Genomic DNA, 23,072 nt, shown 5'->3' with positions numbered 1-23,072 from the left:
GATAAAATTTTTAGTAAAGAACGTTTTTTTTTCATTCTCTCCGTATGCACCGTTGTGATTTGTCACGTGAAAACCGGACTATATTCAATGAATAGTTCAATTATATAGCTTATTTATTATACATGATAGCTACTTGATTCCTTGCCGCCCAACCAGTCTGTAAACAGCTCATCCTTCTGCGCTTTTTTTGTTTGAACAGCGTAGTAGATTGCAGCTTTTCCAGACACATGATACGCCTCGCATTCATTCTTAGTTGGTTGGGCTCCGCAGCACTTACCGCTTCTGGTCAATCGGTTGCCACTGATACAACGCTGAGTAAAGCGGCAGCACGATACGCCATTGCGCGGTATGAAGTACTCAGCAACGATCTCGAACACCTCTATAATGGGCCTGAATACATTGGCTATGACCGACGGATGGAGGGGCACGCCTTTTACCTAGCCGATAGCCTGATGCCGGGGCGGATTGCCTACGAAACCGGCCTGTTCGCTGTACCGCTGCTCTATGATATCGTAAAAGATAAGGTCGTGGTAGTTCACCCAAGTGGGTACCGCATGGCCCTGCACAGCGACCGGATACAGCATTTTTCGGTAAACAACCACACGTTTATCCGGCTCGACAGCACGGGGCAGGGCATTCCGGGCGGCTTCTACGACCTGATCTACGACGGCCCCACCCGATTGCTGGTTCGGCGCACAAAGCAGATCCTGAATACCCAAACGACGGTATCGTCGCTGTCAAGTAGCGGGATGTACGGCCAGTTCGACGCTAAAACCAAGTACTACGTGCGCCGGAACGGAACCTATATCCAGGTCAAAAACAGGCGGGCGCTGCTGTCGGCATTGGCAGATCACCGCAAAGAATTGGCGGCCTTTGCCCGGAAACAGCGCCTTAGTTTCAGGCCTTCGCCGGAAGCCGCTTTCGCCACGCTTGTTCAACAGTATGACGCCCTTACCAACTCGCTATGACGTACCTGTATCGTCTGTTTTTCGCGGTCTTCTGTAGCTGTATCGTTTCCTGCGGTTACAGCCAGACCGTACCTCCAACGCCTATATCAGGTCAGTTCAATAACCTGTCGTTCAAACAATTTGCCGAGGCAATCGAGGCCCGGTCGCCCTACCGGTTTTACTTCCAGGCCCGCGATGTAGATAGCCTGCGTATACAGCTATCAGTTACCGACAAACCGCTGTCCGTTGTGTTGACCCGCGTATTTGAAGGTACGCCGCACCAGTTTGCCATCGACGGGCGGAATCGGGTGTTCATCACCACCAACCAGGCCATTCGCACCAGTCTGCCCATCGGCTTTTTCGACCGGGGACCGGGCGGAGCCTCCGACGATTCGGCCAGTGTCGACTACGGAGCTGCGCGCGAACAGACGCGTCTGTCGCTTGAAACTAAACTGAACGAAATTGGGTCAAGAGGCGGCAGCAGTCGAACGGGCAACGCCACCCTCGCGGGCCGGATTCGGAGCACCACAACGGGTGAGCCCGCCATTGGTGTGTACGTCTTGATCGAAAAACCGCGCATCGGCGTACTCACCGACCAGTACGGTGTTTACTCCATTTCGTTGCCAAAAGGCCGTCATGAATTGCAGATCAGGAGCATCGGCATGAAAGATACCAAGCGGCAGATCATGCTGTACGGCGACGGAAAACTCGACATTGATATGGATGAAGAGGTGGTACCGCTGCGCGAACTGATTGTGGGGGCCAAGAAAGACATCAACGTGGCGGGCCTGCAAATGGGCGCCGAACGGCTCGACATCCGCACGATTAAACAGGTACCTACAGTGCTGGGTGAAGCCGATCTGATCCGCGTGGTACTGACACTCCCCGGCGTAAAATCGGTGGGCGAAGGGACGGTGGGCTTTAACGTACGTGGTGGCTCAGCGGGGCAAAACCTGATCCTGTTCAACGACGCCGTGATCTACAACCCGTCGCATCTGTTCGGTTTTTTCTCCGCCTTCAACCCCGACATCATCAAATCGGTCGACTTATACAAAAGCGCGATCCCGGCCCGGTTCGGGGGGCGGTTGTCATCAGTGTTGGATGTGAGCACCCGTGACGGCAACAAGAAAAAACTCGTCGGTTCAGGCGGCATTGGGCCGCTGACGGGCCGGCTAACACTGGAAGGTCCCCTGTTCTCTGAGAAAACGTCGTTTTTATTCGGGGTCCGTTCCACCTACTCCGACTGGTTGTTGCGGCAACTGACAAGCGCCGCCTATCAGAACAGTAAGGCTTCGTTCTACGATGTAAACCTCCACCTGACGCACGAAGCGAGCGACAAGAATTCATTCTACCTGACAGCCTACACCAGCAGCGACCAGTTCAAACTGAACAGCGACAGCCTATACGCCTATCAGAACCAGGTGGCCGCGTTGAAATGGAAGCACGTCTTCGGTAGCAAGCTGTACAGTGTAGTGACCGGTACGTACAGCGGCTACAAGTACAACGTCTCGAGCGACGACAACCCCACCGAAGCCTTCAAGTTCGGTTTCGGCATTCAGCAGAGCACCGCCAAGATAGATGTCAATTATTACCCCAACGCCCAGCACACCGTCGATTTCGGCGTGAGCACAACGCTGTACTCGCTGCAGCCCGGCAATCTGCAACCCAATGGCGCAGCCTCGCTCGTGGGGGCCGATGTGGTACCAGCCGAGAAGGGACTGGAAACGGCGGTCTACATCGGCGACCGGTTCGATATCAACTCCCGCCTGTCGCTCAACATCGGGCTGCGGTATTCGCATTTCATGAACCTCGGTCCCAGCCAGGTGTATGGTTACGCCCCCGGCTTCTCGCGCACCCTGGCCACCATCCGCGATACGGTGTCGTACGGGGCAGGTAAGGTGGTAAAAACATACCAGGGACCGGAATACCGCATCGGGCTGCGCTACTCGGTGACCGACGATTTCTCGGTAAAAGCGAGCTATAACCGCATGCGGCAGTACCTCAATATGCTTTCGAATACGGTAGCTGTGTCACCACTCGATATCTACAAACTGAGCGATTCATACATTCAGCCGCAGATCGGTGATCAGTATTCGCTGGGGCTTTACAAAAATTTGCGGGCCAACACCATCGAACTTTCGGCAGAGGGCTACTACCGCACCCTGACCAACCAGCTCGATTACAAAAGTGGGGCGTCCCTCCTGCTCAACCACCACCTCGAAACTGACGTTGTGCAGGCGGAAGGTGTGGCCTATGGGGTTGAACTGATGGTAAAGAAACTGACCGGCAAGCTCAATGGCTGGGTGAGCTACACCTACGCCCGCTCGCTTCTGCGCACCACCAGCAGCTTCCCGTCGGAGGTGGTGAATGAAAATAATTACTACCCCAGCAGCTACGACAAACCGCACGACATAACGCTGATTGGCAACTACAAGGTCAATAGACGGTTCAGCATCTCGTTCAACATGACCTACAGCACCGGACGGCCCATCACGCTGCCACTCGCCAAATATGTGCTGGGTGGGGCCGAACGAATCTATTACTCGGAGCGCAATCAGTACCGCATCCCCGATTATTTCCGCACCGACCTCTCCCTGAATATCGAAGGAAATCATAAGATCAGAAAGCTGGCCCATAGCTCCTGGACAGTAGGTCTGTATAACCTGACGGGCCGCCGCAACCCCTATTCTGTTTACTTCAACACGGCCAACAGCGCCATTCGGGGTTACCAGTTATCCATTTTTGGGCAACCCATTCCAACCCTGACCTATAATTTCAGATTCTAACGCTATGGGCACTTTTACACATAAGCAACGACTCTTTTTCGGAGCGATGGCTCTGCTGGCCGGCAGTTGCGTTGATCCATACCGGCCACCCGAGATCGAGGCCCCGAACCGGTACCTGGTTGTCGATGGCTTTTTAAACGGTGGCGCTGCAAGCAGCACCATCAAACTGTCGCGCACCCAAAAGCTGGCTACCACGACGGCCCCACTGGCCGAAACCAAAGCAACCATTCGGGTTGAGGGAAGCACGGGCGAGTCCTATTCGTTTGTTGAAAGCACGGCGGGTACGTATACCCTCTCTTCGGCTACGCTGCCCATCGGTAAGGTCTACCGGGTACGTATAAAAACGGCGGGAGGCAGTGAATACCTGTCTGATCCGATCACGATCAAGCAAACGCCTAGGATCGACAGTATTTCGTCGGCGGTGAAAAACGACGGACTTCAGGTGTACGTAAACACCCACGATGCGACCAACAAAACCCGCTACTACCGCTGGGAATACGAAGACACCTACGAGATCCGAACGCCCTACTCGTCGCCGTTCGATTTCGTAAACGGACGTGTTGTTAACCGCACCAGTCCGCCGGTCAACAACTGCTGGCGCACCCAACAGTCGACGGCTATTTTGCTGGGTACGTCGGCCCGGCTAACGCAGGATGTGCTCAGGCTGGCTCCGCTTTTATTCATTCCCGGCAGTTCGCCCAAACTCTGGATCAAATACAGTTTGCTGGTGAAACAGTACGCCCAATCGCAGGAGGCGTATGCGTATTGGGAGAACCTGCAAAAAATAACCGAGCAGGCAGGCGGGCTGTTCGATCCCTTACCGTCGGAGGTGGGTGGTAACATCCATAGTTTGACCAACCCGGCCGAGCCGGTACTGGGCTTTGTCGATGGCTACACCACCGAGCAGGTCCGCGTGTTTATCGAGCGGCCTCTTCAACTGTCCTTCAGCCTGCTTCGCACCGGTTACGCCGACTGCAAGCTCGATACGCTTCCAACGCCCGGCGCGCCCCCGCAACCACTCAGTGCCTCGCTGGGGCCAGGTGGTGGGTACGTTGCCATTGAACAGATCCCCCAAACGTCTATGTACCTGGCTACCAGCACGCACTGCGCCGATTGCCGGGACGTAGGCACCACCACCAGACCCTCGTTTTGGCCCCGGTAACTATGAAACACGCCATGCGATGGAGTTGGCTACTCCTGCTTACTGCCCAGTGGGCCAGGGCACAACAGCCCGTGCTGGCGCAACTGCAAAAGCGGTTCGATCTGCACCAGACCCGGTCACTCCAGGAAAAATTATTCGTGCACACAGACCGGTCCTTTTATGTGTCGGGTGAGCGGCTGTGGTTTCGACTCTTCTGCGTCGACGGCACCCAGCACCGGCCACTCGATGTGAGCAAGGTGGCGTACCTGGAATTGCTCGACAAAGACCAGAAAGCCGTGGTGCAAACAAAAGTGGCCCTTGATAGTAGCCGGGGCATGGGCTCTATTCTGCTACCAACCAGCCTGCTGTCGGGCAACTACGCTCTGCGGGCTTACACGCAGTGGATGAAAACGACCAGCCCTGATTTCCTGTTCGAGAAGGCGGTTACGATCGTGAATCCGTTTCGGCGGCTTGGCCTGCCCCAGCCCGTCGACTCGCTGACGTACGATGCTCAGTTCTTCCCCGAGGGTGGCCACCTGGTCGATGGATTGCCCGCTAAGGTGGCCTTCAAGGTGGTGGACCGGACAAGTGGCCGGGGCGTCGACTGCCGGGGTGCGTTGCTCGGATCCGCCAACGACACACTCGTCCGGTTCAGATCGCTCAGGTTTGGTATGGGTACGTTCACGTTTACACCCACCCGCAACGCCCGGTACCGCGTGGTGCTGACCGACGCGAAAGGACGGACCAGTTCGCGGCCATTACCAGCCGTTGATGAAGTCGGTTATACCATGCTGACTACTGACGCGGGCGACGGTACCCTGCGCGTCACCGTGCAGACCAACAAGCCCGGCGCCACGACCGTCTACCTGATTGGCCACACCCGGCAGGTTGTAAAAGTGGCTGACGGGCAGCGCCTTGCCGACAACAAGACCCAGTTTATCGTGCCTAAAAGCAGTCTGGGTGACGGTATTTCGCACCTGACCATTTTCGATGCGGCTGGACAAGCCGTTTGCGAACGGCTGTACGGGAAACGCCCGAAGGCTACCCTGTCGCTGCAACTGACTCCCAATAAAACCCAGTACGCCACCCGCGACAGGGTGCAGCTCGATCTGACAGCCAATAGCGTTGAGGGTTCGGCGCTGGTGGCCGACGCTTCGGTGTCGGTGTATAAGATCGATTCCCTCCAGGCTGCTGAAAGCCTGTCGCTGCCCGATTATCTGTGGCTCACCTCCGACCTGCGCGGCACCATCGAGTCGCCGGAATTTTACCTGCGCCAGACCGGGCCCGAAGCCGACGCCGCGCTCGACAATCTGCTGCTGACTCACGGTTGGCGGCGATTCAACTGGGATGATGTGCTGAACCCCAAAGCGCCCAACAAGTATCAGGCACCTGAACACCGTGGTCACGTAGTACTTGGTCGGGTCACTGATGTCAAAACGGGAGCTGTAGCGGGTGGTATACTCACGTACCTGGCCATCCCCGGTAAAGCCATCCGGCTCTATAGTGCCGAAAGCGACGCCAACGGAATGATCCGCTTCGAGTTAGCCAATTATGTGGGTACCAGCGACCTTGTTCTGCAAACCGCCGGCGGTGACAGCCTGCACCGGGTCGAATTCCTGAATCCGTATACAGAAACGGGCGCAGCCATTCAGTTACCGCCGCTGACTCTGGCTACTACCGTGGCCGAATCGGTGCAGGCCCGTAGTCTGGCCATGCAGGTTCAGAACAGTTACTACAATGCCTACCTCAACCCGACCCGCCTAGCCTCCACCGACAGCACGACCTACTATGGCACCCCTGACGAACGGTACCTGCTCGACACGTACACGCGGTTTACGGTGCTGGAAGAGGTCCTGAGCGAATACGTACCCGGCGTGTATGTCCGGCGAAGAAATGGTCATTTTGAGTTACGGGTGAGCAACCTGCCCTACCGGATGATATTCGAGGAAGACCCGTTGATGCTGCTCGATGGAGTTCCCATCTACGATACTGACCGGTTGATGGCCTTCAGCCCACTGAAAATAAAATCGCTCGACGTGGTAACGCGGCGCTACATGCTGGGCAATTCAAAGCAGGAAGGAATCGTCAGCTTCAAGACTTACAAGGGAGATCTGGCCGGCTTCCAGCTCGATCCACGGGCAGTGGTGCTGGAGTACGACGGGCTGCAAAGTCGGCGGGAGTTTTACGCCCCCAGCTACGCTACGCCTGAACAAACTGCCAGACGCCTCCCCGATTTCCGGAACCTGCTGTACTGGAATCCGGCGGTCATGACCAGTGCACAGGGAAAAACCAGCCTCAACTTTTTCACCTCCGATCAGGAAGGGCGCTATCTGATTGTTGTACATGCCCTTACACCCGACGGGCGTTTTAGCACCACGCAGCAAACCATTTCGGTGCTGGGAGCCGTTAAATAAACTGATCTACGTCAATTATATCGTCATGATTCTTGCCCTCTGGTTTTTCTCCCTTCTTGTGGCCCCCACTAGCCAGTCTCCTGTTTCCGGTACAACAACTGGCAACGGCAAGTCTGGTCTGGCAGTGGGCTGGCAGTACGAGCAGTTGGCCGGTGCAACGCACAAGGCCAGTCTGGCGTCTACAAATCAGATTCAGCTCCCGTACCCAGCCAAAGGTGGTTCGACGGTGACACTGACCATTCGCGCCAAAACAGGTAGCCCTTCAACCGCCTATTTCTCGGTAACGAATGGGTTGCTGACCAAAAGCTATCAGGGAGGCGATGCCAAAGTCCGCTTTGGGTCGGGAAGTAACAAGACGTATGTGTTGACGCCCGCCGCCAACGGTACGGGCAACCTGGTGTTTGTCGATAATGCCAGGCAGTTTATCAGTCAACTAAAAGCCGCCAAATCAATGACGGTTCAGTTTACGCTGGCCAACCAACCATTCCCACCGGTTCAGTTCAACATAACCGGCCTTCGCTGGACTCATTGATTGCCTAACTTACCAAGCCGTTGTCCGGTATAGCAAACGAAGCGATACCGTGTGCCTGAAGTGTCACCCAAGGCTATTCTGCCAACGCGAACGAGTATAATCGACCGTTACGGACGTCAGAAAATACGCGAACGGACTTGACGAAGGTAAAGCCTGTTTTGGCGGTTAACGCCAGTAATTCCGGTTCGGTAATCATCTGCTTCTTGCAGTACCGGTGTTTACGACCCGGCCTTTTGGCCATCAGTTCCCAGACAAAGAGTTTCCCGCCGGGCTTCATCGTCTTTCGTATGTCCAGCAGCATTTTTTCCTGTTGAGTAAACTCGTGCAAACTATGCTCCAGCAGAACTTTGTCGAACGTAGACTTGGGGAGGTTTGTTTTTTCTACTGTACCCTTGACTAAATGGAAAGATGCGGTGACCGGAAGTTCGGCTTTTTCATAGACTAGTGCAGCGTATTCAGTGACTAATTCAGGATCGAGGGCCGCTTGGTTAATATCCTGAATGTACAGGGTGAGGCTATCCGCCATCATGGAGTACACGACTTCCCGTAGTCCTCTCCCCGCTCCGACGGAGGCAATCTTCTCCCCTTTCTCAAACCCATAAAGCGACTTATAAAAAGCAATTCCAGCTTCAAAACTCGGTTTTGAGTGTATAACTGCACTCATTCCAAACGTACTCTCTTTCTGGGCTTCCACTGGCGGCGAACCAAGCAAAAGCAACCCCAACACCCAATAAATAGCTCTTGAAGCGGGAATTAGTTTATTCCCCAAAGTAGTCATTATCCATGCGTTTGATTTCATACGTCTGCTGGACAGTAACGCCCAGATTATAGTCGATCATTAACTGAGCCAACTGCTCACCATCGATCAATACAATTTTCGTCTCATTTCTGGGTACGTACTCCGACGCTTCCCGAGTGAAGCTCGACGTGGTGATAAACACGCCTTTTTTTGCTCCCTGACCAGCCAGCGCTCCCACAAATTTGTGAAGTTCGGGCCTACCGACAACATTGCCGGGTGCCCACTTCTTGGCCTGAATATAAATGATATCAAGACCTAGCTTATCTTCCTTAATTGTCCCGTCTATTCCCTCATCGCCACTTTTACCAATCGCTTTTCCCGCGTCTTTGATCGACCCTCCATAACCCATTTTCACCAGCAGTTCTACAACCAACCGTTCAAAGAAAGCAGGGGTAAGAGAAACGACTTTATTCAACAAGTCCTGAGCTAGGGTCTTACGAATACTTTGATATGAATTTTCAAGAGTTTCTTCAGGCGTTTGTGCCGCAGTTTCGTCACCAGCAATTAAAACATCGTTTCCGCTATCTGATCTTTTTGGCGTTTGGAACTCCACAAACTCGGGAAACTGTCGCAAAAGTCTATTATCAATTTTAGGCGGCTGCTGATTTAAAACTGAAAGCCCCCTATCGGTAATCACGATAGTTGCCCGTTTTGGCGAATCAAGTAGTCCGGCTTTTTTTAAATATGTCCTTGCCCAACCTACCCTACTTCCAAATACAAACGTTTGTCCACTTGGCAGTAACTCGCTTTTCTCCTCTTCCGTTAGCCTAAACTGGCCCCCTAGAGCCTCAACCGTATCATTAAGTTTACACTCTCTCCCATCAGAAACGTGTTTTAGGAGAGGTAGCATGAGTGTTTGATAATCAGGTATTGGCATCTTCGGTTGACATATATAATGTGGGCAACAAAAAATCGGATGACGTTGACGCCATCCGATTTCCATGCAAAATAGCAATAAAAGGTAACTTACTTCACCTCGCCGACCATATCGCCGGGTACTACCCACTGATCGAATTCGTCCGGGGTCAGGTAGCCGAGCGCTACGGCAGTTTCTTTCAGCGTTGAGCCGTTTTTGTGGGCGGTCTGGGCAATTTCGGCGGCTTTGTAATAGCCGATCTTCGTGTTCAAGGCCGTCACCAGCATCAGCGAATTCTGCACGTGCTTCTCGATGTTCGCTTCAATTGGGCGAATACCTTCAGCGCACTTGTCGTTGAACGACACGCATACGTCGCCGATCAGGCGGGCCGAGTGGAGGAAGTTGTAGATCATTACCGGCTTGAATACGTTCAGCTCGAAATGGCCGTTCATGCCGCCGATATTGATCGCTACGTCGTTGCCCATTACCTGCGCCGCCACCATCGTCATGGCCTCGCACTGCGTTGGGTTCACCTTGCCCGGCATGATGCTGCTGCCCGGCTCATTGTCAGGGATGAACAGTTCGCCAATGCCCGCGCGCGGTCCGCTCGACAGCATACGCACGTCGTTACCGATCTTCATCAGGCTGGCAGCAACGGTCTTCAGTGCGCCATGCGCTTCCACAATAGCATCATGCGCGGCCAGGGCTTCAAACTTGTTTTCGGCCGTCACGAAAGGCAGGCCGGTCAGGCTGGCAATGTGCTTCGCTACGTTCTCTGAATAGTTCGGGGGCGTGTTGATGCCGGTTCCTACGGCCGTTCCGCCGAGGGCCAGTTCGCTCAGGTGCGCCAGCGAATTGTTGATCGCCCGCAGGCCGTGATCGAGTTGCGACACGTACCCAGAGAACTCCTGCCCTACCGTCAGCGGGGTAGCGTCCATGAAGTGGGTACGTCCAATTTTCACCACGTGCATAAACTCCTTTGCTTTGGCGTCGAGCGTATCGCGTAGTTTTTTGATACCCGGAATGGTCACCTCCACCAGTGCCTGATAGGCGGCGATGTGCATGGCCGTGGGGAACGTATCGTTGCTGCTCTGCGACTTGTTGACGTCGTCGTTCGGATGAATCGCCTTCTTCTCGTCTAGCAGCGAGCCGCCATTGAGCACGTGAGCGCGGTAGGCGACAACTTCGTTTACGTTCATGTTGCTCTGCGTGCCTGAACCGGTTTGCCATACCACGAGCGGAAACTGATCGGCCAGTTCACCGGCCAGAATCTCATCGCATACACGGCCAATGAGGTCACTTTTCTCCTGTGGCAGTACACCCGCATCCAGATTGGTCAGGGCGGCGGCTTTTTTCAGCACGGCAAACGCCCGGATAATCTCACGGGGCATACGGTTGATGTCCTGAGCGATTTTAAAGTTTTCGATTGAACGCTGCGTTTGCGCGCCCCAATACACATTGGCGGGTACCTGTACCTGCCCCATTGTGTCTTTTTCTATCCGGAACTCCATTTACTAACGGGTGAAAGAGTGAATGCGTGAAAGAGCGACAGACAACGACTATGTAGAACACTGTCGTTCTTTCACGCTTTATGCGCCGCAAAGGTAGAGCCGGACTCGTATTTCGCCATGTCATTCATCAGCTTTAGAGCGACTTCTGCGTACTTATGTACTTTGGATCAGATGAGGAAACTACGTAACGAATCGCGTAGTAGAAGCGGTATTTCCCCGCTTGTCGGGCCTCAGAGTGGCGAATTAGCTTTGCAATGTCTTCCTAAACCAGACAAAACAATGATCACACACCGCTCTATTTTCCTATCCGCCCTTACTATTTCTATCATCACCGGTATTAGTGCCTGTACCCCACAGGCCGACGTTGGGCCAAACGGAACAACACTTGACGTAGACGATTTAGCAAAGTCAATCGAAGCTAAAATCAAAGACAACGTGAAAGGCTACCAAATTGTCATTTACGCGGATGGCAGTTTAAAAGCATCGCGTGCAGGTGGCTCGGCACGTATGAGTCAAGACGCTCCGGCTCGCACAATGAGCATCGGTGACAAGATCAACGTCGCCAGTGTTAGTAAAACCGTGACGGCCGCAGCGCTCATGAAGCTACTGACAGACAATAAAATTGATGTTGATGATAAATTCTGGAGCTACCTGCCCTCGCACTGGAGCATTCCGGCCTCTGTTAAGGCATTATCTTTCCGTCAATTGTTCACGCACAAAAGCGGTTTCCTAACCCATTACGGCTCTGACTACGCTAACCTCAAAAAGCTTGTTGCGAATGGTGCCAGCGTGAATAAGCCTTATCTGTACAATAATTCGAACTACGCACTGATGCGGTTCCTGATTGCCAAGCTCTCAGGCGCGAGTATCACACCGGTACCTACCAATGCAACAGCGGCTCAACTTAGTTTCACCGAAACCACGCAGGCCGAACAGTACACCTATGCGTATATCGCAAACTGCCAGGAGAGCGTGTTTGATAAAGTAGGTATTGCTCCAAATATGGCCTGCAAACCGACTGATACAAATCCGGCACTTTGTTATAAATGGGCAGCTCCAAACGGCAATGGTACGGCCTGGGGCGATATGACCTTCACAAATGCCGAGCGCGGCTGGAACATGTCGGGCCTGCAAATGGCGGCTCTCCTAAACACACTCAACACAACGAGCAAAATTGTGCCTACAACGGCGGCAAAGGCAATGCGCACGGATTCCTTAGGCTATGACGGTTGTAATATGCAGACTAACAGTGGCGTAAAGTATTATTTTAAAAATGGGGGATATCCAGCCGGTAACAATCCCGGAGAAGTCAGTGCCTGGATATTCGGATTTGAGAATAACGTACACATGGCTGTTCTGGTCAATTCTGATTATAAATCCGGAAACATCTTCTCCGATATAATCAACTCGTTTGACGAGTGGTACAAAAAGAAATAAGTTGAATCAATTGTATTCAGAAAGGCCAGGGTGAATCGCTCTGGCCTTTCTTTGATAACGTATATACCAAAGGAGAAGCTACATGTCCAAGCCTCTCAGATGTGAGAGAATAACCCTTCTACTCAATCCCCCACCGAATTCAATTACTTGCTAAATCCGCTTCATCTTGACCATAAGACGCTGGAATCAGTCAGTATTGAGCCGCACCCATTCGATCCACGCCTGAAGTAACCCCTACCGAACGTACCCAAGTGTGCGGGGGATGGTGTATATCTCGGTCTGGCGGCCGTCGATGTAGCGGAATTTGGTACCGTCGAAAAAGCCATCTTCTTCGAGCATGATGCGCACCATCTTCTTCCACTCGGGAATGTCAACGGCGGCGTTTAGCTCAATGGAGTAGGCGGTGTTGGCCTGCAACGGGTAGTCGCCCGAGCCGGGTACACCCTTCTGCTGATCCCACAGGCCAATGGTTGGCCCGGCGGCGTGGCCATGCACACCAATCGGGTGCGAGTAAATGGTGCCTTTAATGCCTTCCTTCGCCGCCTGATCCAGCGCGGCCAGCAACAGCTGATTGCCCGATTTACCCGCCACAAACTGCTCCGTCAGAATATCCTGCAGCCGATTGCCCTGCATAAACGCTTTCCGAATGCTCTCGGGAACACTGGTTTCGCCGGGGCGCAACACATAGGCGTGTTGCTGCTGATCGGTGTTGAGCCGCAGGTACGTGATGCCAAAATCGACGTGGAGCAGATCGCCCGCCTGAATCACTTCTTTGTCGGGCCGTTTCGAGAACGTGCGCAGGTGGTTGAAGTCGTTGCTGTCGGCCCGCTGCACATCGACGGTCGGGTGAAACCAGGTATCCAGACCCAGGTTGGTTATCCGCTGCCGGAACCACCAGACCACATCATCGGTCGTGGTTACGCCCGGCTGAATCACCTGCTCTGAGAGCCCTTCCTGGATAATCTGGTGCGATAGCCGGCAGATCATTGGGTACAGGGCCATTTCTTTCTGGGTACGTGTTTCCAGCCAGCCTACGGCCAGTTTCTCGGCCGATACAATGCGTTTCTGGTACTCGGCAGGTAGTTTTTCCAGGAATTCGCCCTGCTCGGTAGCCGTCAGGCCGTCGGCGTGGGCGTAGTTGGCCGACCGGTTCAGGCCAATTTTCTTTGGTTTCCGCTCGGCAATTATAGCCGCAAGCGCCTCCCACTGATTGGGGCGCACGTCGATGTCCCACGCGCCTTTGAGCAACGTACCTACATCGTAACGGGCGATAGCCAGTTTCTCAACCCCACCATCGGACTGGCCTTCCTTTTCGCCTTTGTCGAAGAAGACCATGATCGTGCGCCGACGGGCCGAGAGCCAGGTCGAGGGCAGCATCGTTTTCAGAACGGGGTCTTCGTTGTATTCGCGCGAAATGATCACCCACATGTCGATGCCCTCACGGCGCATTAGTTTCGGCAGCAGGTTCGTAAACCGGTCTTCCAGTACGTCGTCGACAATGCGGGCCCGCTCCCGCTCTGAAAGAATCAGCGAGGCAGCAGGTGAGCCAACCGACTGGGCATGTAGCGATTGAAGTGTAAAAAAACAGATAAGGAACAGTACAGCTGAGCGCATACAAATTGAGGGAAGTACGTGCAGGCAATATAGTAACCGTGAGTTGCTCCACCATACGCTGCGCCTAATCCAACGCGGTTATTAACTAATCACCTACTTAGAAGTAACCTGAAAATTTCTGCATAAAATTTAATACGCATGTAGGCAACTCGTTCTCAATATTATACAGATCTACTTAAGTCGATTACTAACGAGTACGAGCAAACGGCCGGATACCAGGCATCATTGTTGAGCGTTTTACGATCGAACACATAAACATTTATACATGAAAAAGTCGTATGGTTTGGGGTTGCTGATCGCCCTGTTTGGTTTGGCCGCCTGCCAGTCGGATAACGTGTTGAATCCTGCCCAGGAGCAAACGCCTGTAGCTACGTCGTCTACAAGTATCACCAGCGAAAAAGCAACGGCTACTTCGTCTGGCGTTGTAACGGGGTTGATCGAGGTGAAGCCATCTGGTGCCCGTGCCGCATCGGAAGCTCTGCAACAGGAAATTTTGACCTACCTAAACGCCGCCCGGTCAAAGTCATGCCTGTGTGGTAGCACCACCTACGCCCCAGCCCCTGCGCTGGCCCTCAACACGAAGCTGAACGCGGCGTCTGACAAGTTCGCGCTCGATATGGCCACCTATAACTACTTCAGCCATACCGGCCGCGACGGTTCGCAACCCTGGGATCGGATGACGCGTGAAGGATATATCTGGCGTACGGCAGGCGAGAACATTGCTGCCGGTTATACAACCGCCCGGGCCGTCGTAGATGGCTGGCTGAAATCGCCTGGTCACTGTGCTAATATCATGAATCCATCTTTTAAAGAGGTAGGCGTTGGCTACGCCTATAGCGCCACCAGTACGTACAAGTACTACTGGGTCACTGATTTCGGCACCCAACGGTAAACAGGATTTCAACGCAGCGCCGCAGAAAACACAGCGTTTCGACTCCACTGGTTGACACTCATGTCTCTCCCCGTCGGAGGCAGCCTGTTAATAGCGTGCTTAGCATGACCATTACAAATCAAGCCCCGTCAGGGACGACATAGGATTATGAAGCCTTAATCCTATGTCGTCCCTAACGGGGGCTTGGTCTATGACGAGGTAACAACTCTTCGATTGATGGTCCCTAGATAGAATTGCAGGAGAGGGCACTACACGTTGAGCGGCAATGTATCACGGGCTAACGTCTGTAACTTCAATGGTCAGACACCTGTTTGTACGACGTTGTTGCCTCTACCGAAACGTTGGACCGTTCTGTGTTGAATCGCTCACAGTTTGGCCGCTGCGGCTTTATCGACAAACCAGATCAGGTCGCCGTTTTCGGGCTTGATGCGCTGCGACGGGTATTTGTCGGGCTGATAGGGGCCGTGCAGTACCTCATAGAGCGCGTCTGCCTTGTTGGCGCCCGCCACCAGAAATACCACCGCCGCTGCCTTGTTCACGACCGGAGCCGTTAACGTTAGCCGGAACATATCCTGCTGTGTCAGAAAGAAAGCGCTGGTCCATTTCTTATCTTCATTTACAACGTCGGTTCCGGGAAACAGTGAGAGCGTATGTCCATCGTCGCCCATACCCAGCAGTACGAGATCGAAGGTATGATCATGGCCGTCGAAGTACTGGTGCAGCACCTGGTCATAGGCCGCCATTGATGCGTCGGGGTCTATGTCGGTCTGCATGATGTGAATCTGGGCGGCAGGCACCGGTACGTGGTCAAGCAACGTATCGTAGGCCATTCGGGCGTTGTTTTTCTCGTCGGTCAACGGCACAAACCGCTCGTCGCCCCAGAAGATGTGCACCCGGCTCCAGTCGATCCGTTCCCGGAGCGGCGATTGAGCCAGTAATTCGTGGAGGGCTTTCGGCGTACTTCCACCCGACAGGGCAATGGTAAACCGGTCGCGTTGCTGCAATACCGATTCGGCGTAGGTGGCAATCCAGTCGGCGGCCTGCCGGGCCAGCTCGGCGGGGGTATCTGTGATGGTCATACCAGTTTGATAGTTGTGGGTTACTGTTTGACGTTGCGCTGCTGACGACAACTACGCCCCATAAGCGGAGCAACGTCAAACACTAACACACAAACGTCAAACTAACTGTTACTCATTTAACCAGCTAAAACCTGCTTTTTCGATCATGGCCGTTGCTTCGTCCGGGCCCCACGAGCCAGGTACGTAGGTCGGCATCGACGCCGGGTTTGAATCGGCAGCCCATTTGTCGAGAATAGGCATCACGATCTGCCACGCCTCATCGACCTGATCGGCCCGCATAAACAGGGTTGGATCACCCGCCATCACGTCGAGCAGCAATGTTTCGTACGCTTCGGGCTGCTGTTCGGCAAACGAGGTGTTGTAATTAAACTCCATCTCGACCGGATCGATCGCGAGCGTCTGGCCGGGGCGTTTTGCCTGGAAGCGCAGTCGAATGTTCATATCCGGCTGAATGCTGATGATGAGACAGTTGTGCTGCCACGATTCGGTAGCTCCCTTCGGAAAGGCATAGTGCGGCGCGGGCCGGAACTGCACCGTAATCACCGATGATTTCTCGGCCAGGTGTTTACCGGTACGAACGTAGAAAGGCGTTCCCTCCCAGCGCCAGTTGTCACAGAAGAAGGTGACTGCCGCGTAGGTTTCGGTCATCGACTCCGGGTTTACCCCCTCTTCCTGACGGTAAGCCGGCGTGGCTTTCCCGTCTTTTTCCCCGGCTCCGTACTGCCCCCGAACCGCTACCTGATCGACCTGGTCGGGTGCAATCCGGCGCATAGCCAGTAACACATCCACTTTCTTGTTCCGAATCTCGTCGGCTTCAAACGAAGTAGGTGGTTCCATCGCCACCATACACAGCAGTTGTAGCAGGTGGTTCTGAATCATGTCGCGTAGGGCTCCCGACTGCTCATAGTAGCCGCCCCGACCTTCCAGCCCCACCGTTTCGGCAGCTGTAAGCTGGATGGACTCGACGTAATTATGATTCCAGATTGGCTCAAATAGGGTATTGGCAAACCGAAGGGCCAGCAGGTTCTGCACCGTTTCTTTGCCCAGGTAGTGATCGATCCGGTAGATCTGCTCTTCAGCAAAACGGCTCAGCAGCAGCGCGTTCAATTCACGGGCGCTGTTCAGGTCATGCCCAAACGGCTTCTCAACAACGATACGTACCCGGTTCTTGTCGCCGCAGAAATCAAGCTGACTGAGGTTGGTAGCAATGCCCGGCACCAGTTGCGGAGCCACCGACATGTAAAAGATGATGTTGGCCGGACCACCCCATTCGGCTTCCCGCTCGCGTACCCGGTCGCCAATCAGGTGATAAGACGCAGCATCACCGCCATCCATCTGTAGGTAACTAATGTTGGGCGAGAAGGTGGCCCAGAGATTATCAGGTCCGTTTTTCCGTCTCGAGAAAGACTCTATCCCTTCGAGCAGGCGCTCCCGAAAACTATCGTCTGTATACGTACTCCGTCCGATACCAACAACCTCGAATTTTTCGGGCAGATACCCATCAAGAAACAGGTTGTAAAGAGCAGGCGTGAGTTTGCGAAAATTTAGATCGCCGCTGCCGCCAAAAATAAAAAGTAACGTTGCCGGTGGCCGCGTAGGGGTTACAGTAGATGTCATGGTTGTATAGTAAAGCGGCGTTTCAGGCCAAATACATAGTCCTTAAACGCTAACCGGGGGGCAATTTGTTAGATTTGGGCCGGAAACACAACCCGGTGCCCTAATGCTCTCCCTCCAAACCCTCCGCGACGCTCACGATCGCATCCGTCCATATATCCACCGTACGCCCTGCCTCACCAACCAGACTATCGACGGTATGGCTGGAGCAACGCTGGTTTTCAAGTGCGAAAACTTTCAGAAAATTGGCGCTTTTAAAGCACGTGGTGGCATGAATGCGGCCCTGCAACTGACAGAGGCTGAGCGCCAGTATGGGGTCACTACCCACTCGTCGGGCAACCACGCTCAGGCCCTGGCCTATGCCGCCCGGCAGCTCCGGATTCCGGCCTATATTGTCATGCCCCGTACCGCACCCCAGGTGAAGAAAGAGGCCGTTCGAGGCTATGGCGCGGAGGTGATTGACTGTGAACCAAATTTAGCGGCGCGCGAAGCCGGGGTGATCGAGGTCATGCAACGTACCCAGGCCACGCTCATTCATCCGTTCGACGATGACCGGGTCATTGCCGGCCAGAGTACCGCCGCTATTGAGTTGATGGAAGACAACCCGACAGGTCGCCCGTTCGACGTTATCATGGCTCCGGTTGGGGGAGGCGGGCTGCTCAGCGGTACCGCGCTGGCCGTGCATTACCTGTCGTCGCAGACCCGGGTCATCGCCGGTGAACCCGAGGGCGCCGCCGACGCCGTGCTGTCGTTCAAAAGTGGCCGGGTCGAGCAGGCACCGTACATCAACACCATTGCCGACGGGCTGATGACCAGTCTAAGCGAGCGTACCCTGGCGATCATCCGGCAGCATGTGAGCGATATCCGACTGGTAAACGACACCGAAATCCGCGCAGCGCAACGACTAGTCTGGGAACGCATGAAGATTCTGATCGAGCCGTCCTGCGCCGTGCCGCTGGCTGTTGTACTTAAGTATAAAGCTGATTTTTCCGGACAAACAATCGGTATTATTCTAACGGGCGGCAACGTAGATTTGGGGAAGTATTTCGCTGACTAACCCCCTCAATGCCCGACCTACCGGATTTACTACTGCTGCTCAGCGCCATTGGTCAGGGAGACGAGAACGCGTTCAGGCAATTCTACGAACGCACCAAGGGGCGGGTGTATAATACGGCCCTCGGTTATGTGCGCAACCGGGAAGACGCCGAAGAGATCACGCAGGACGTTTACGTAGAGCTGTATCGTTCGCTGGGTACGTTTAACCGGGAAGCCACTGTCACGACCTGGCTCTACCGCATTACCGTCAATAAATCGCTCGACTTCCTGAGGCATACGCAGCGGCAGAAACGATTCGCCTTTCTGACCAGCCTGTTCAATCTGCAAACGGGTGCCATTGAGCACGACCCCACCGACCCGGTGCATCCCGGCCTGCTACTCGAAAACCAGGAGAACGCCTCGATCCTCTCCCGAGCCATCGACAAGCTTGCCGAGAAGCAAAAAACCGCCTACATTCTTACCCGTGTTGAGGGGCTAAGCAATGTGGAGACGGCAGCCATTATGGCCATCAGCGTGGGGGCGGTAGAGTCGCTCCTTCAACGGGCTACCGATAACCTGAAAAAACAACTGGGCAGCTGGTATAAATCAGCCAGGCCGTAGGAATCAAAACTGACTAGCGTCTAACTGCATATGGAACCCGGAAAAGATACATGGATCAACGACGTATTGGGCAGCCTCGATGGGCTGAGCCGGGCTGAGCCCAGCCCCTTCCTGTTCGCCAAAATTCGCAACAAGCTGACCGATGCCCCTTCGTCGGGGTACGTTCCCACGCGGTTGGTTTGGCTGGCTACTGCGTCGTTTGCCTTATTGGCGGTGCTCAACTGGCAGCTCCTTCAGCGCGTGTCAGGTACTACCAGTCCAACCAGTGCAGACTTACATACCGTTGTAACCGACATGCACCTGTACCCATCTACCCACCAATTGTATGCTGTATGGAGCGGACAAAACTATTAACCATCGCGGTGATTGGCCTCCTGCTGCTCAACTTCCTGACAATTGGTTTTCTGCTTATCAGACCTGACAGACCCAACCGACCAATGCAGTCCGGGCCGCCGCGTGGCGAAGGGCCCGCCCAGGTAATTATCGAGCGGCTGGCCTTCGATTCATTGCAGAAACAACAGTACCTGCAACTCGTTGCTACGCACCAGCAGCAGACCAGGCGGCTCAATGAGCAATCGATAACGTTGTTTCAGGACTACTACAAATTAGTGGAAGCTGACGAACCCGACTCAGCCCGGGCCAGCGAGCTCAGCGATCAGATCGGTCAGAATCAGGTTGGGCAGGCGCGGCTCAACTTCACCCATTTTCAGAAGATAAAAGCCCTGTGCCGTCCCGACCAGCAAGCTAGTTTTAAGCGGTTAGTGAGTGAATTAAGCCAGCTCTTTGGTCGGCAACAACGTCCCGGACAAGGGCGCCATACTGGCCCGCCGGGTGAAGGGCCGCCACCTCCCCCAAGTGGTATGGACGGCCCACCAGAAGGACGCCCCGAAGGGCCACCTCCTCAGGGCGCTCCACAACGCCCATAAGTAATTGCAGTATCGACCTCAACCATAAACCACACCCTTACTAATGAACCGAATCCAATTCATTACTGCCTTTGGTGGCCTCGCCCTTACGGCAGGTTTGCTCACAGTTGCTGCCTGTAAGCAAACTAGTGTCACAGGCGCTGTTACGCCCACGACAACCGGTACAACGAGCACAACGACAACCGTGGGAACGGGGGTGCCGGATGTCTATAAAAAGTTATACGGAGCCACCGAAATCTACATGGAGGGCACCAATGTGGTGATCAAAACCAAGGGTCGGCCAGATCACAAGAGCCCCTATTACCAGGGCACACAATGGGAGAGCAGCCTGTACGAAGCCTATAACGGAACCAATACGAAATACGCCATCAACCCGAACCGGATCAGTGAGTTCAACCTGACGTTCAAACTGCCCGCTACTCCCACCGTTGATGCAGCCCATGCTGAAACGCCCCTTGGCCCCATCGGGGTATCGCTCAATGGCGTGCCGTTTTTCAACCAGTATGCCGCACAGCGTGCTCCGCTGACCAACGAAGTAAACGGGTTCGATCAGTATGCAGGCCACCCCCAGCAGCAGGGACAGTACCACTATCATGTAGAGCCAACGTACCTAACCAAAACCAAGGGGAAAGAAGCATTGCTGGGCTTTCTGCTCGATGGCTTCCCGGTGTATGGCCCAACCGAGAACGGAAAAGCCATCACCAACACCGATCTGGATAAATACCACGGCCACGTTGGCACTACCGCCGACTACCCAAACGGCATTTATCACTACCACATCACCGCCGAAGACCCTTATCTGAATGGCAGTGGCTACTATGGCAAAGCGGGCACCATTACGCAGTAGGTTCAGCATGCTGGCAATCGTCGTTGCGTTAGGCGGCTGTCAGGCCAGCGAACGGGGCACAACGGTCATTCCAAATGTCACGGTCTCGGCAGATGCACCGGGCTGGCAACGGCACGACGGGCAATTATGGTTTGCCAAGCATCCCTTTAGCGGCCGGGTGTATGAGTGTACCGCCGGGGGCGATACCCTTTTTTCAGGTACGTACCTGGAAGGCAAAGCGGAGGGCCTCCACCGGCACTGGTACACGAGTGGCCAATTGAAAGAAGAACGGCAGTACCACAACGGCTGGCAGGAAGGCGAGCAGCGGGGCTGGCACGAGTCGGGAAAACGGGCCTTCGTGTATCAGTTTGTGCAGGATGTGTATGAAGGCCGCCGGAACGAATGGTTTGCAAACGGCCAGCCTGCCCTGGCGGGCACCTACCACAACGGGCAAGAGAACGGCCCGCAACGCCAGTGGTTCAACGATGGCACACTTAAAGTCAATTACGAAGCCCGCAACGGCCGCAACTATGGATTTACAGGAGTTAAAAACTGCGCCACTATCTGGGATTCTATCCGCGTTTCGCACTAGCGGGCTGCTGCTTTTCGGGGCACTCCTGCTGGCTTGTGGGCAGCGCACAGGTACGTCGATGGCCGACGAAGTGCCCTATTACAACACACCCGATTTTACGCCGGTCTGGCTCAGTAGTGCGACAGAAATAGACAAACAGATTACCCACCACGTTGCCGACTTCTCGTTTCAGAATCAGGCTGGTCAGGTAATCACGCAGGACTCGGTAGCGGGAAAGATATACGTCGCCAATTTCTTCTTTACCTCCTGCCCTACCGTTTGCCCTAAAATGACCAATCTGCTCAAGGCGGTGCAGGATACCTTTCAAACCGACCCCAACGTTAGGCTACTATCATTCAGCGTGACGCCCTGGATCGACTCGGTGCCCCGTTTACAGCACTATGCCAGGAGCAACGGTGTCATGCCGGGCAAATGGCAGTTGCTCACCGGCAACAAGGGGCAGATTTACGCGCTTGCCCGTCGGTCTTACTTTGCCGAAGAGGCCATTGGCTTTACCCGCGATTCGACCGAGTTTCTACACACTGAACACCTGATCCTCATTGATCAGAATCGCCGCATCCGGGGGGTATACAATGGCACCCAACCCATCGAGCTCGACAAGCTGATTGCCGACATGCGGGCCCTGCTGTCCAGTTGATCTTGCGACATAAAAAAGGCGTTGCCTGCGTACCGGTTGGTACGCAGGCAACGCCTTTTTTATGGTACTTGTAAAGCTATTTCAAGCTGCCCATTCCGCCATCGATACCGATGATCTGGCCAGTGATCCATGTCGCCTGATCGCCCAGCAGGTAGGCTGCCATACCCGCGATGTCCTCGGCGGTACCAACGCGGTTGAGTGGGTGCCGTTTATCGGCCGCCTCACGCTTTTCGGGCGTACCCAGCAACCCTTTCGACTCGGCCAGTGGCGTATCGGTCAGGGAGGGAGCAATGGAGTTAACGCGAATATTGAACGGGGCAAATTCCGCAGCCAGTGATTTGGTCAGCCCTTCTACCGCCGATTTCGCTACCGATACCGACGAGTGTAAGCCCATACCCAACTTCGCAGCCACCGTACTAAATAGCACGACACTGGCCCCTTTCGGTTTTTTCAATAGGGCTAGTGTAGCGTGAATTGCTGAGATGGCACCCAGTACGTTGACCTGTAGATCGGCCTGGTAATCGGCGGGCTGTAGACGCTGAAACGGCTTCAGGTTAATGGTTCCCGGCGCATACACCAGCCCGTGAAGCTGATCTGGAAGTTGGTTGAGTGCATCCGCCGCTGGCTCGTTTACATCCCAATGCATGTGCGTTGAGGTAATGCCTTCCGGCTGACGGCGACCTGCCGTAAACAATGTAGCGCCCTGTTCCTGGAGCGAAAGGGCCAGCGCATGGCCAATACCCGAACTGGCGCCGATAATGAGAATATTCTTGCCTTGCATAAAGTGCATGTTATCAGTTTACAGTCTTCTGT

The 23,072-nt window shown here is 54.3% G+C and carries 21 protein-coding genes; 14 read left to right on the top strand and 7 right to left on the bottom strand.

Translation table 11 applies throughout. The features are described 5' to 3' along the window. Nucleotides 1–227 precede the first annotated feature (227 nt). From F7231_RS19020 to F7231_RS19000, 5 genes are read left to right on the top strand one after another with little or no spacing between them, the layout of a single operon-like run. Nucleotides 228–968 carry a hypothetical protein gene (locus F7231_RS19020; RefSeq protein WP_085414053.1) on the top strand — a complete coding sequence of 247 codons (741 nt, stop codon included), beginning with the start codon at nucleotides 228–230 and terminating at the stop codon, nucleotides 966–968. Further along, nucleotides 965–3,733 carry a TonB-dependent receptor gene (locus F7231_RS19015; protein WP_166693115.1) on the top strand — a complete coding sequence of 923 codons (2,769 nt, stop codon included), beginning with the start codon at nucleotides 965–967 and terminating at the stop codon, nucleotides 3,731–3,733. The genes F7231_RS19020 and F7231_RS19015 overlap by 4 nt, the downstream gene beginning before the upstream one ends. Nucleotides 3,734–3,737: 4 nt before the next feature. Then, nucleotides 3,738–4,895, top strand: coding sequence for a DUF4249 domain-containing protein (locus F7231_RS19010; RefSeq protein ID WP_085414055.1), 1,158 nt, complete (start codon nucleotides 3,738–3,740; stop codon nucleotides 4,893–4,895). Nucleotides 4,896–4,897: 2 nt separating this feature from the next. After that, complete coding sequence (locus tag F7231_RS19005) at nucleotides 4,898–7,288, top strand: hypothetical protein (protein WP_166693114.1); 2,391 nt, start codon at nucleotides 4,898–4,900, stop codon at nucleotides 7,286–7,288. A gap of 25 nt (nucleotides 7,289–7,313) precedes the next feature. After that, complete coding sequence (locus tag F7231_RS19000) at nucleotides 7,314–7,820, top strand: hypothetical protein (protein WP_166693112.1); 507 nt, start codon at nucleotides 7,314–7,316, stop codon at nucleotides 7,818–7,820. A 73-nt stretch (nucleotides 7,821–7,893) separates the two neighbouring features. Here the strand turns inward: F7231_RS19000 and F7231_RS18995 are convergent, their stop codons facing one another. The 3 genes from F7231_RS18995 to fumC form a co-directional block, all read right to left on the bottom strand. Continuing rightward, a complete protein-coding gene (locus F7231_RS18995; protein ID WP_166693110.1) occupies nucleotides 7,894–8,619 on the bottom strand; it encodes a class I SAM-dependent methyltransferase in 726 nt (241 codons plus the stop codon). Further along, nucleotides 8,579–9,469 (bottom strand): restriction endonuclease, encoded by an 891-nt coding sequence (locus F7231_RS18990; protein ID WP_229370121.1) that lies wholly within the window; start codon nucleotides 9,467–9,469, stop codon nucleotides 8,579–8,581. Before F7231_RS18990 ends, F7231_RS18995 begins: the two co-directional genes overlap by 41 nt. A gap of 116 nt (nucleotides 9,470–9,585) precedes the next feature. Further along, a complete protein-coding gene (gene fumC, locus F7231_RS18985; RefSeq protein WP_166693106.1) occupies nucleotides 9,586–10,986 on the bottom strand; it encodes a class II fumarate hydratase in 1,401 nt (466 codons plus the stop codon). 279 nt (nucleotides 10,987–11,265) lie between these two features. On the opposite strand from fumC, the gene F7231_RS18980 reads away from it, so the two are divergent. After that, nucleotides 11,266–12,423, top strand: a complete 1,158-nt coding sequence (locus F7231_RS18980) for a serine hydrolase domain-containing protein (RefSeq protein ID WP_166693104.1) — start codon at nucleotides 11,266–11,268, stop codon at nucleotides 12,421–12,423. A gap of 234 nt (nucleotides 12,424–12,657) precedes the next feature. Here the strand turns inward: F7231_RS18980 and F7231_RS18975 are convergent, their stop codons facing one another. Beyond that, nucleotides 12,658–14,037, bottom strand: coding sequence for a M24 family metallopeptidase (locus F7231_RS18975; protein WP_166693102.1), 1,380 nt, complete (start codon nucleotides 14,035–14,037; stop codon nucleotides 12,658–12,660). Between the two features lie 265 nt (nucleotides 14,038–14,302). Between F7231_RS18975 and F7231_RS18970 the strand changes: the two genes are divergently transcribed. Then, complete coding sequence (locus tag F7231_RS18970) at nucleotides 14,303–14,929, top strand: CAP domain-containing protein (RefSeq protein ID WP_166693100.1); 627 nt, start codon at nucleotides 14,303–14,305, stop codon at nucleotides 14,927–14,929. A 365-nt stretch (nucleotides 14,930–15,294) separates the two neighbouring features. Here F7231_RS18970 and pgl read toward each other — a convergent pair whose 3' ends face one another. Then, nucleotides 15,295–16,008 carry a 6-phosphogluconolactonase gene (pgl, locus tag F7231_RS18965; protein ID WP_166693098.1) on the bottom strand — a complete coding sequence of 238 codons (714 nt, stop codon included), beginning with the start codon at nucleotides 16,006–16,008 and terminating at the stop codon, nucleotides 15,295–15,297. A gap of 108 nt (nucleotides 16,009–16,116) precedes the next feature. Then, complete coding sequence (gene zwf / locus F7231_RS18960; RefSeq protein ID WP_166693096.1) at nucleotides 16,117–17,625, bottom strand: glucose-6-phosphate dehydrogenase; 1,509 nt, start codon at nucleotides 17,623–17,625, stop codon at nucleotides 16,117–16,119. Nucleotides 17,626–17,728: 103 nt separating this feature from the next. Here zwf and F7231_RS18955 point away from each other — a divergent pair, with 103 nt between their 5' ends. From F7231_RS18955 to F7231_RS18925, 7 genes are read left to right on the top strand one after another with little or no spacing between them, the layout of a single operon-like run. Continuing rightward, on the top strand, nucleotides 17,729–18,679 hold the full coding sequence (locus F7231_RS18955; RefSeq protein ID WP_085414065.1) for a threonine ammonia-lyase: 951 nt from the start codon (nucleotides 17,729–17,731) through the stop codon (nucleotides 18,677–18,679). Nucleotides 18,680–18,687: 8 nt separating this feature from the next. Further along, nucleotides 18,688–19,278, top strand: coding sequence for an RNA polymerase sigma factor (locus F7231_RS18950; protein ID WP_166693095.1), 591 nt, complete (start codon nucleotides 18,688–18,690; stop codon nucleotides 19,276–19,278). Nucleotides 19,279–19,308: 30 nt separating this feature from the next. Continuing rightward, a complete protein-coding gene (locus tag F7231_RS18945) occupies nucleotides 19,309–19,632 on the top strand; it encodes a hypothetical protein (protein ID WP_166693093.1) in 324 nt (107 codons plus the stop codon). Then, nucleotides 19,611–20,204 carry a periplasmic heavy metal sensor gene (locus tag F7231_RS18940; RefSeq protein ID WP_166693091.1) on the top strand — a complete coding sequence of 198 codons (594 nt, stop codon included), beginning with the start codon at nucleotides 19,611–19,613 and terminating at the stop codon, nucleotides 20,202–20,204. Before F7231_RS18945 ends, F7231_RS18940 begins: the two co-directional genes overlap by 22 nt. Nucleotides 20,205–20,247: 43 nt before the next feature. After that, nucleotides 20,248–21,051 carry a YHYH protein gene (locus F7231_RS18935; protein ID WP_166693089.1) on the top strand — a complete coding sequence of 268 codons (804 nt, stop codon included), beginning with the start codon at nucleotides 20,248–20,250 and terminating at the stop codon, nucleotides 21,049–21,051. Between the two features lie 7 nt (nucleotides 21,052–21,058). Next, nucleotides 21,059–21,622: a toxin-antitoxin system YwqK family antitoxin gene (locus F7231_RS18930; RefSeq protein WP_229370118.1), complete on the top strand. Its 564-nt coding sequence runs from the start codon at nucleotides 21,059–21,061 to the stop codon at nucleotides 21,620–21,622. Then, on the top strand, nucleotides 21,561–22,259 hold the full coding sequence (locus tag F7231_RS18925; protein ID WP_166693088.1) for an SCO family protein: 699 nt from the start codon (nucleotides 21,561–21,563) through the stop codon (nucleotides 22,257–22,259). The genes F7231_RS18930 and F7231_RS18925 overlap by 62 nt, the downstream gene beginning before the upstream one ends. 76 nt (nucleotides 22,260–22,335) lie before the next feature. Here the strand turns inward: F7231_RS18925 and F7231_RS18920 are convergent, their stop codons facing one another. Then, a complete protein-coding gene (locus F7231_RS18920) occupies nucleotides 22,336–23,040 on the bottom strand; it encodes an SDR family NAD(P)-dependent oxidoreductase (RefSeq protein ID WP_166693306.1) in 705 nt (234 codons plus the stop codon). Between the last annotated feature and the right edge of the window lie 32 nt (nucleotides 23,041–23,072).

The organism is Fibrivirga algicola (genome assembly GCF_011742925.1).
Lineage (GTDB): Bacteria > Bacteroidota > Bacteroidia > Cytophagales > Spirosomataceae > Fibrella > Fibrella algicola.
The sequence above is the reverse complement of the archived record's forward strand: the minus strand, read 5'-3'. Positions and strand labels throughout refer to the sequence as shown.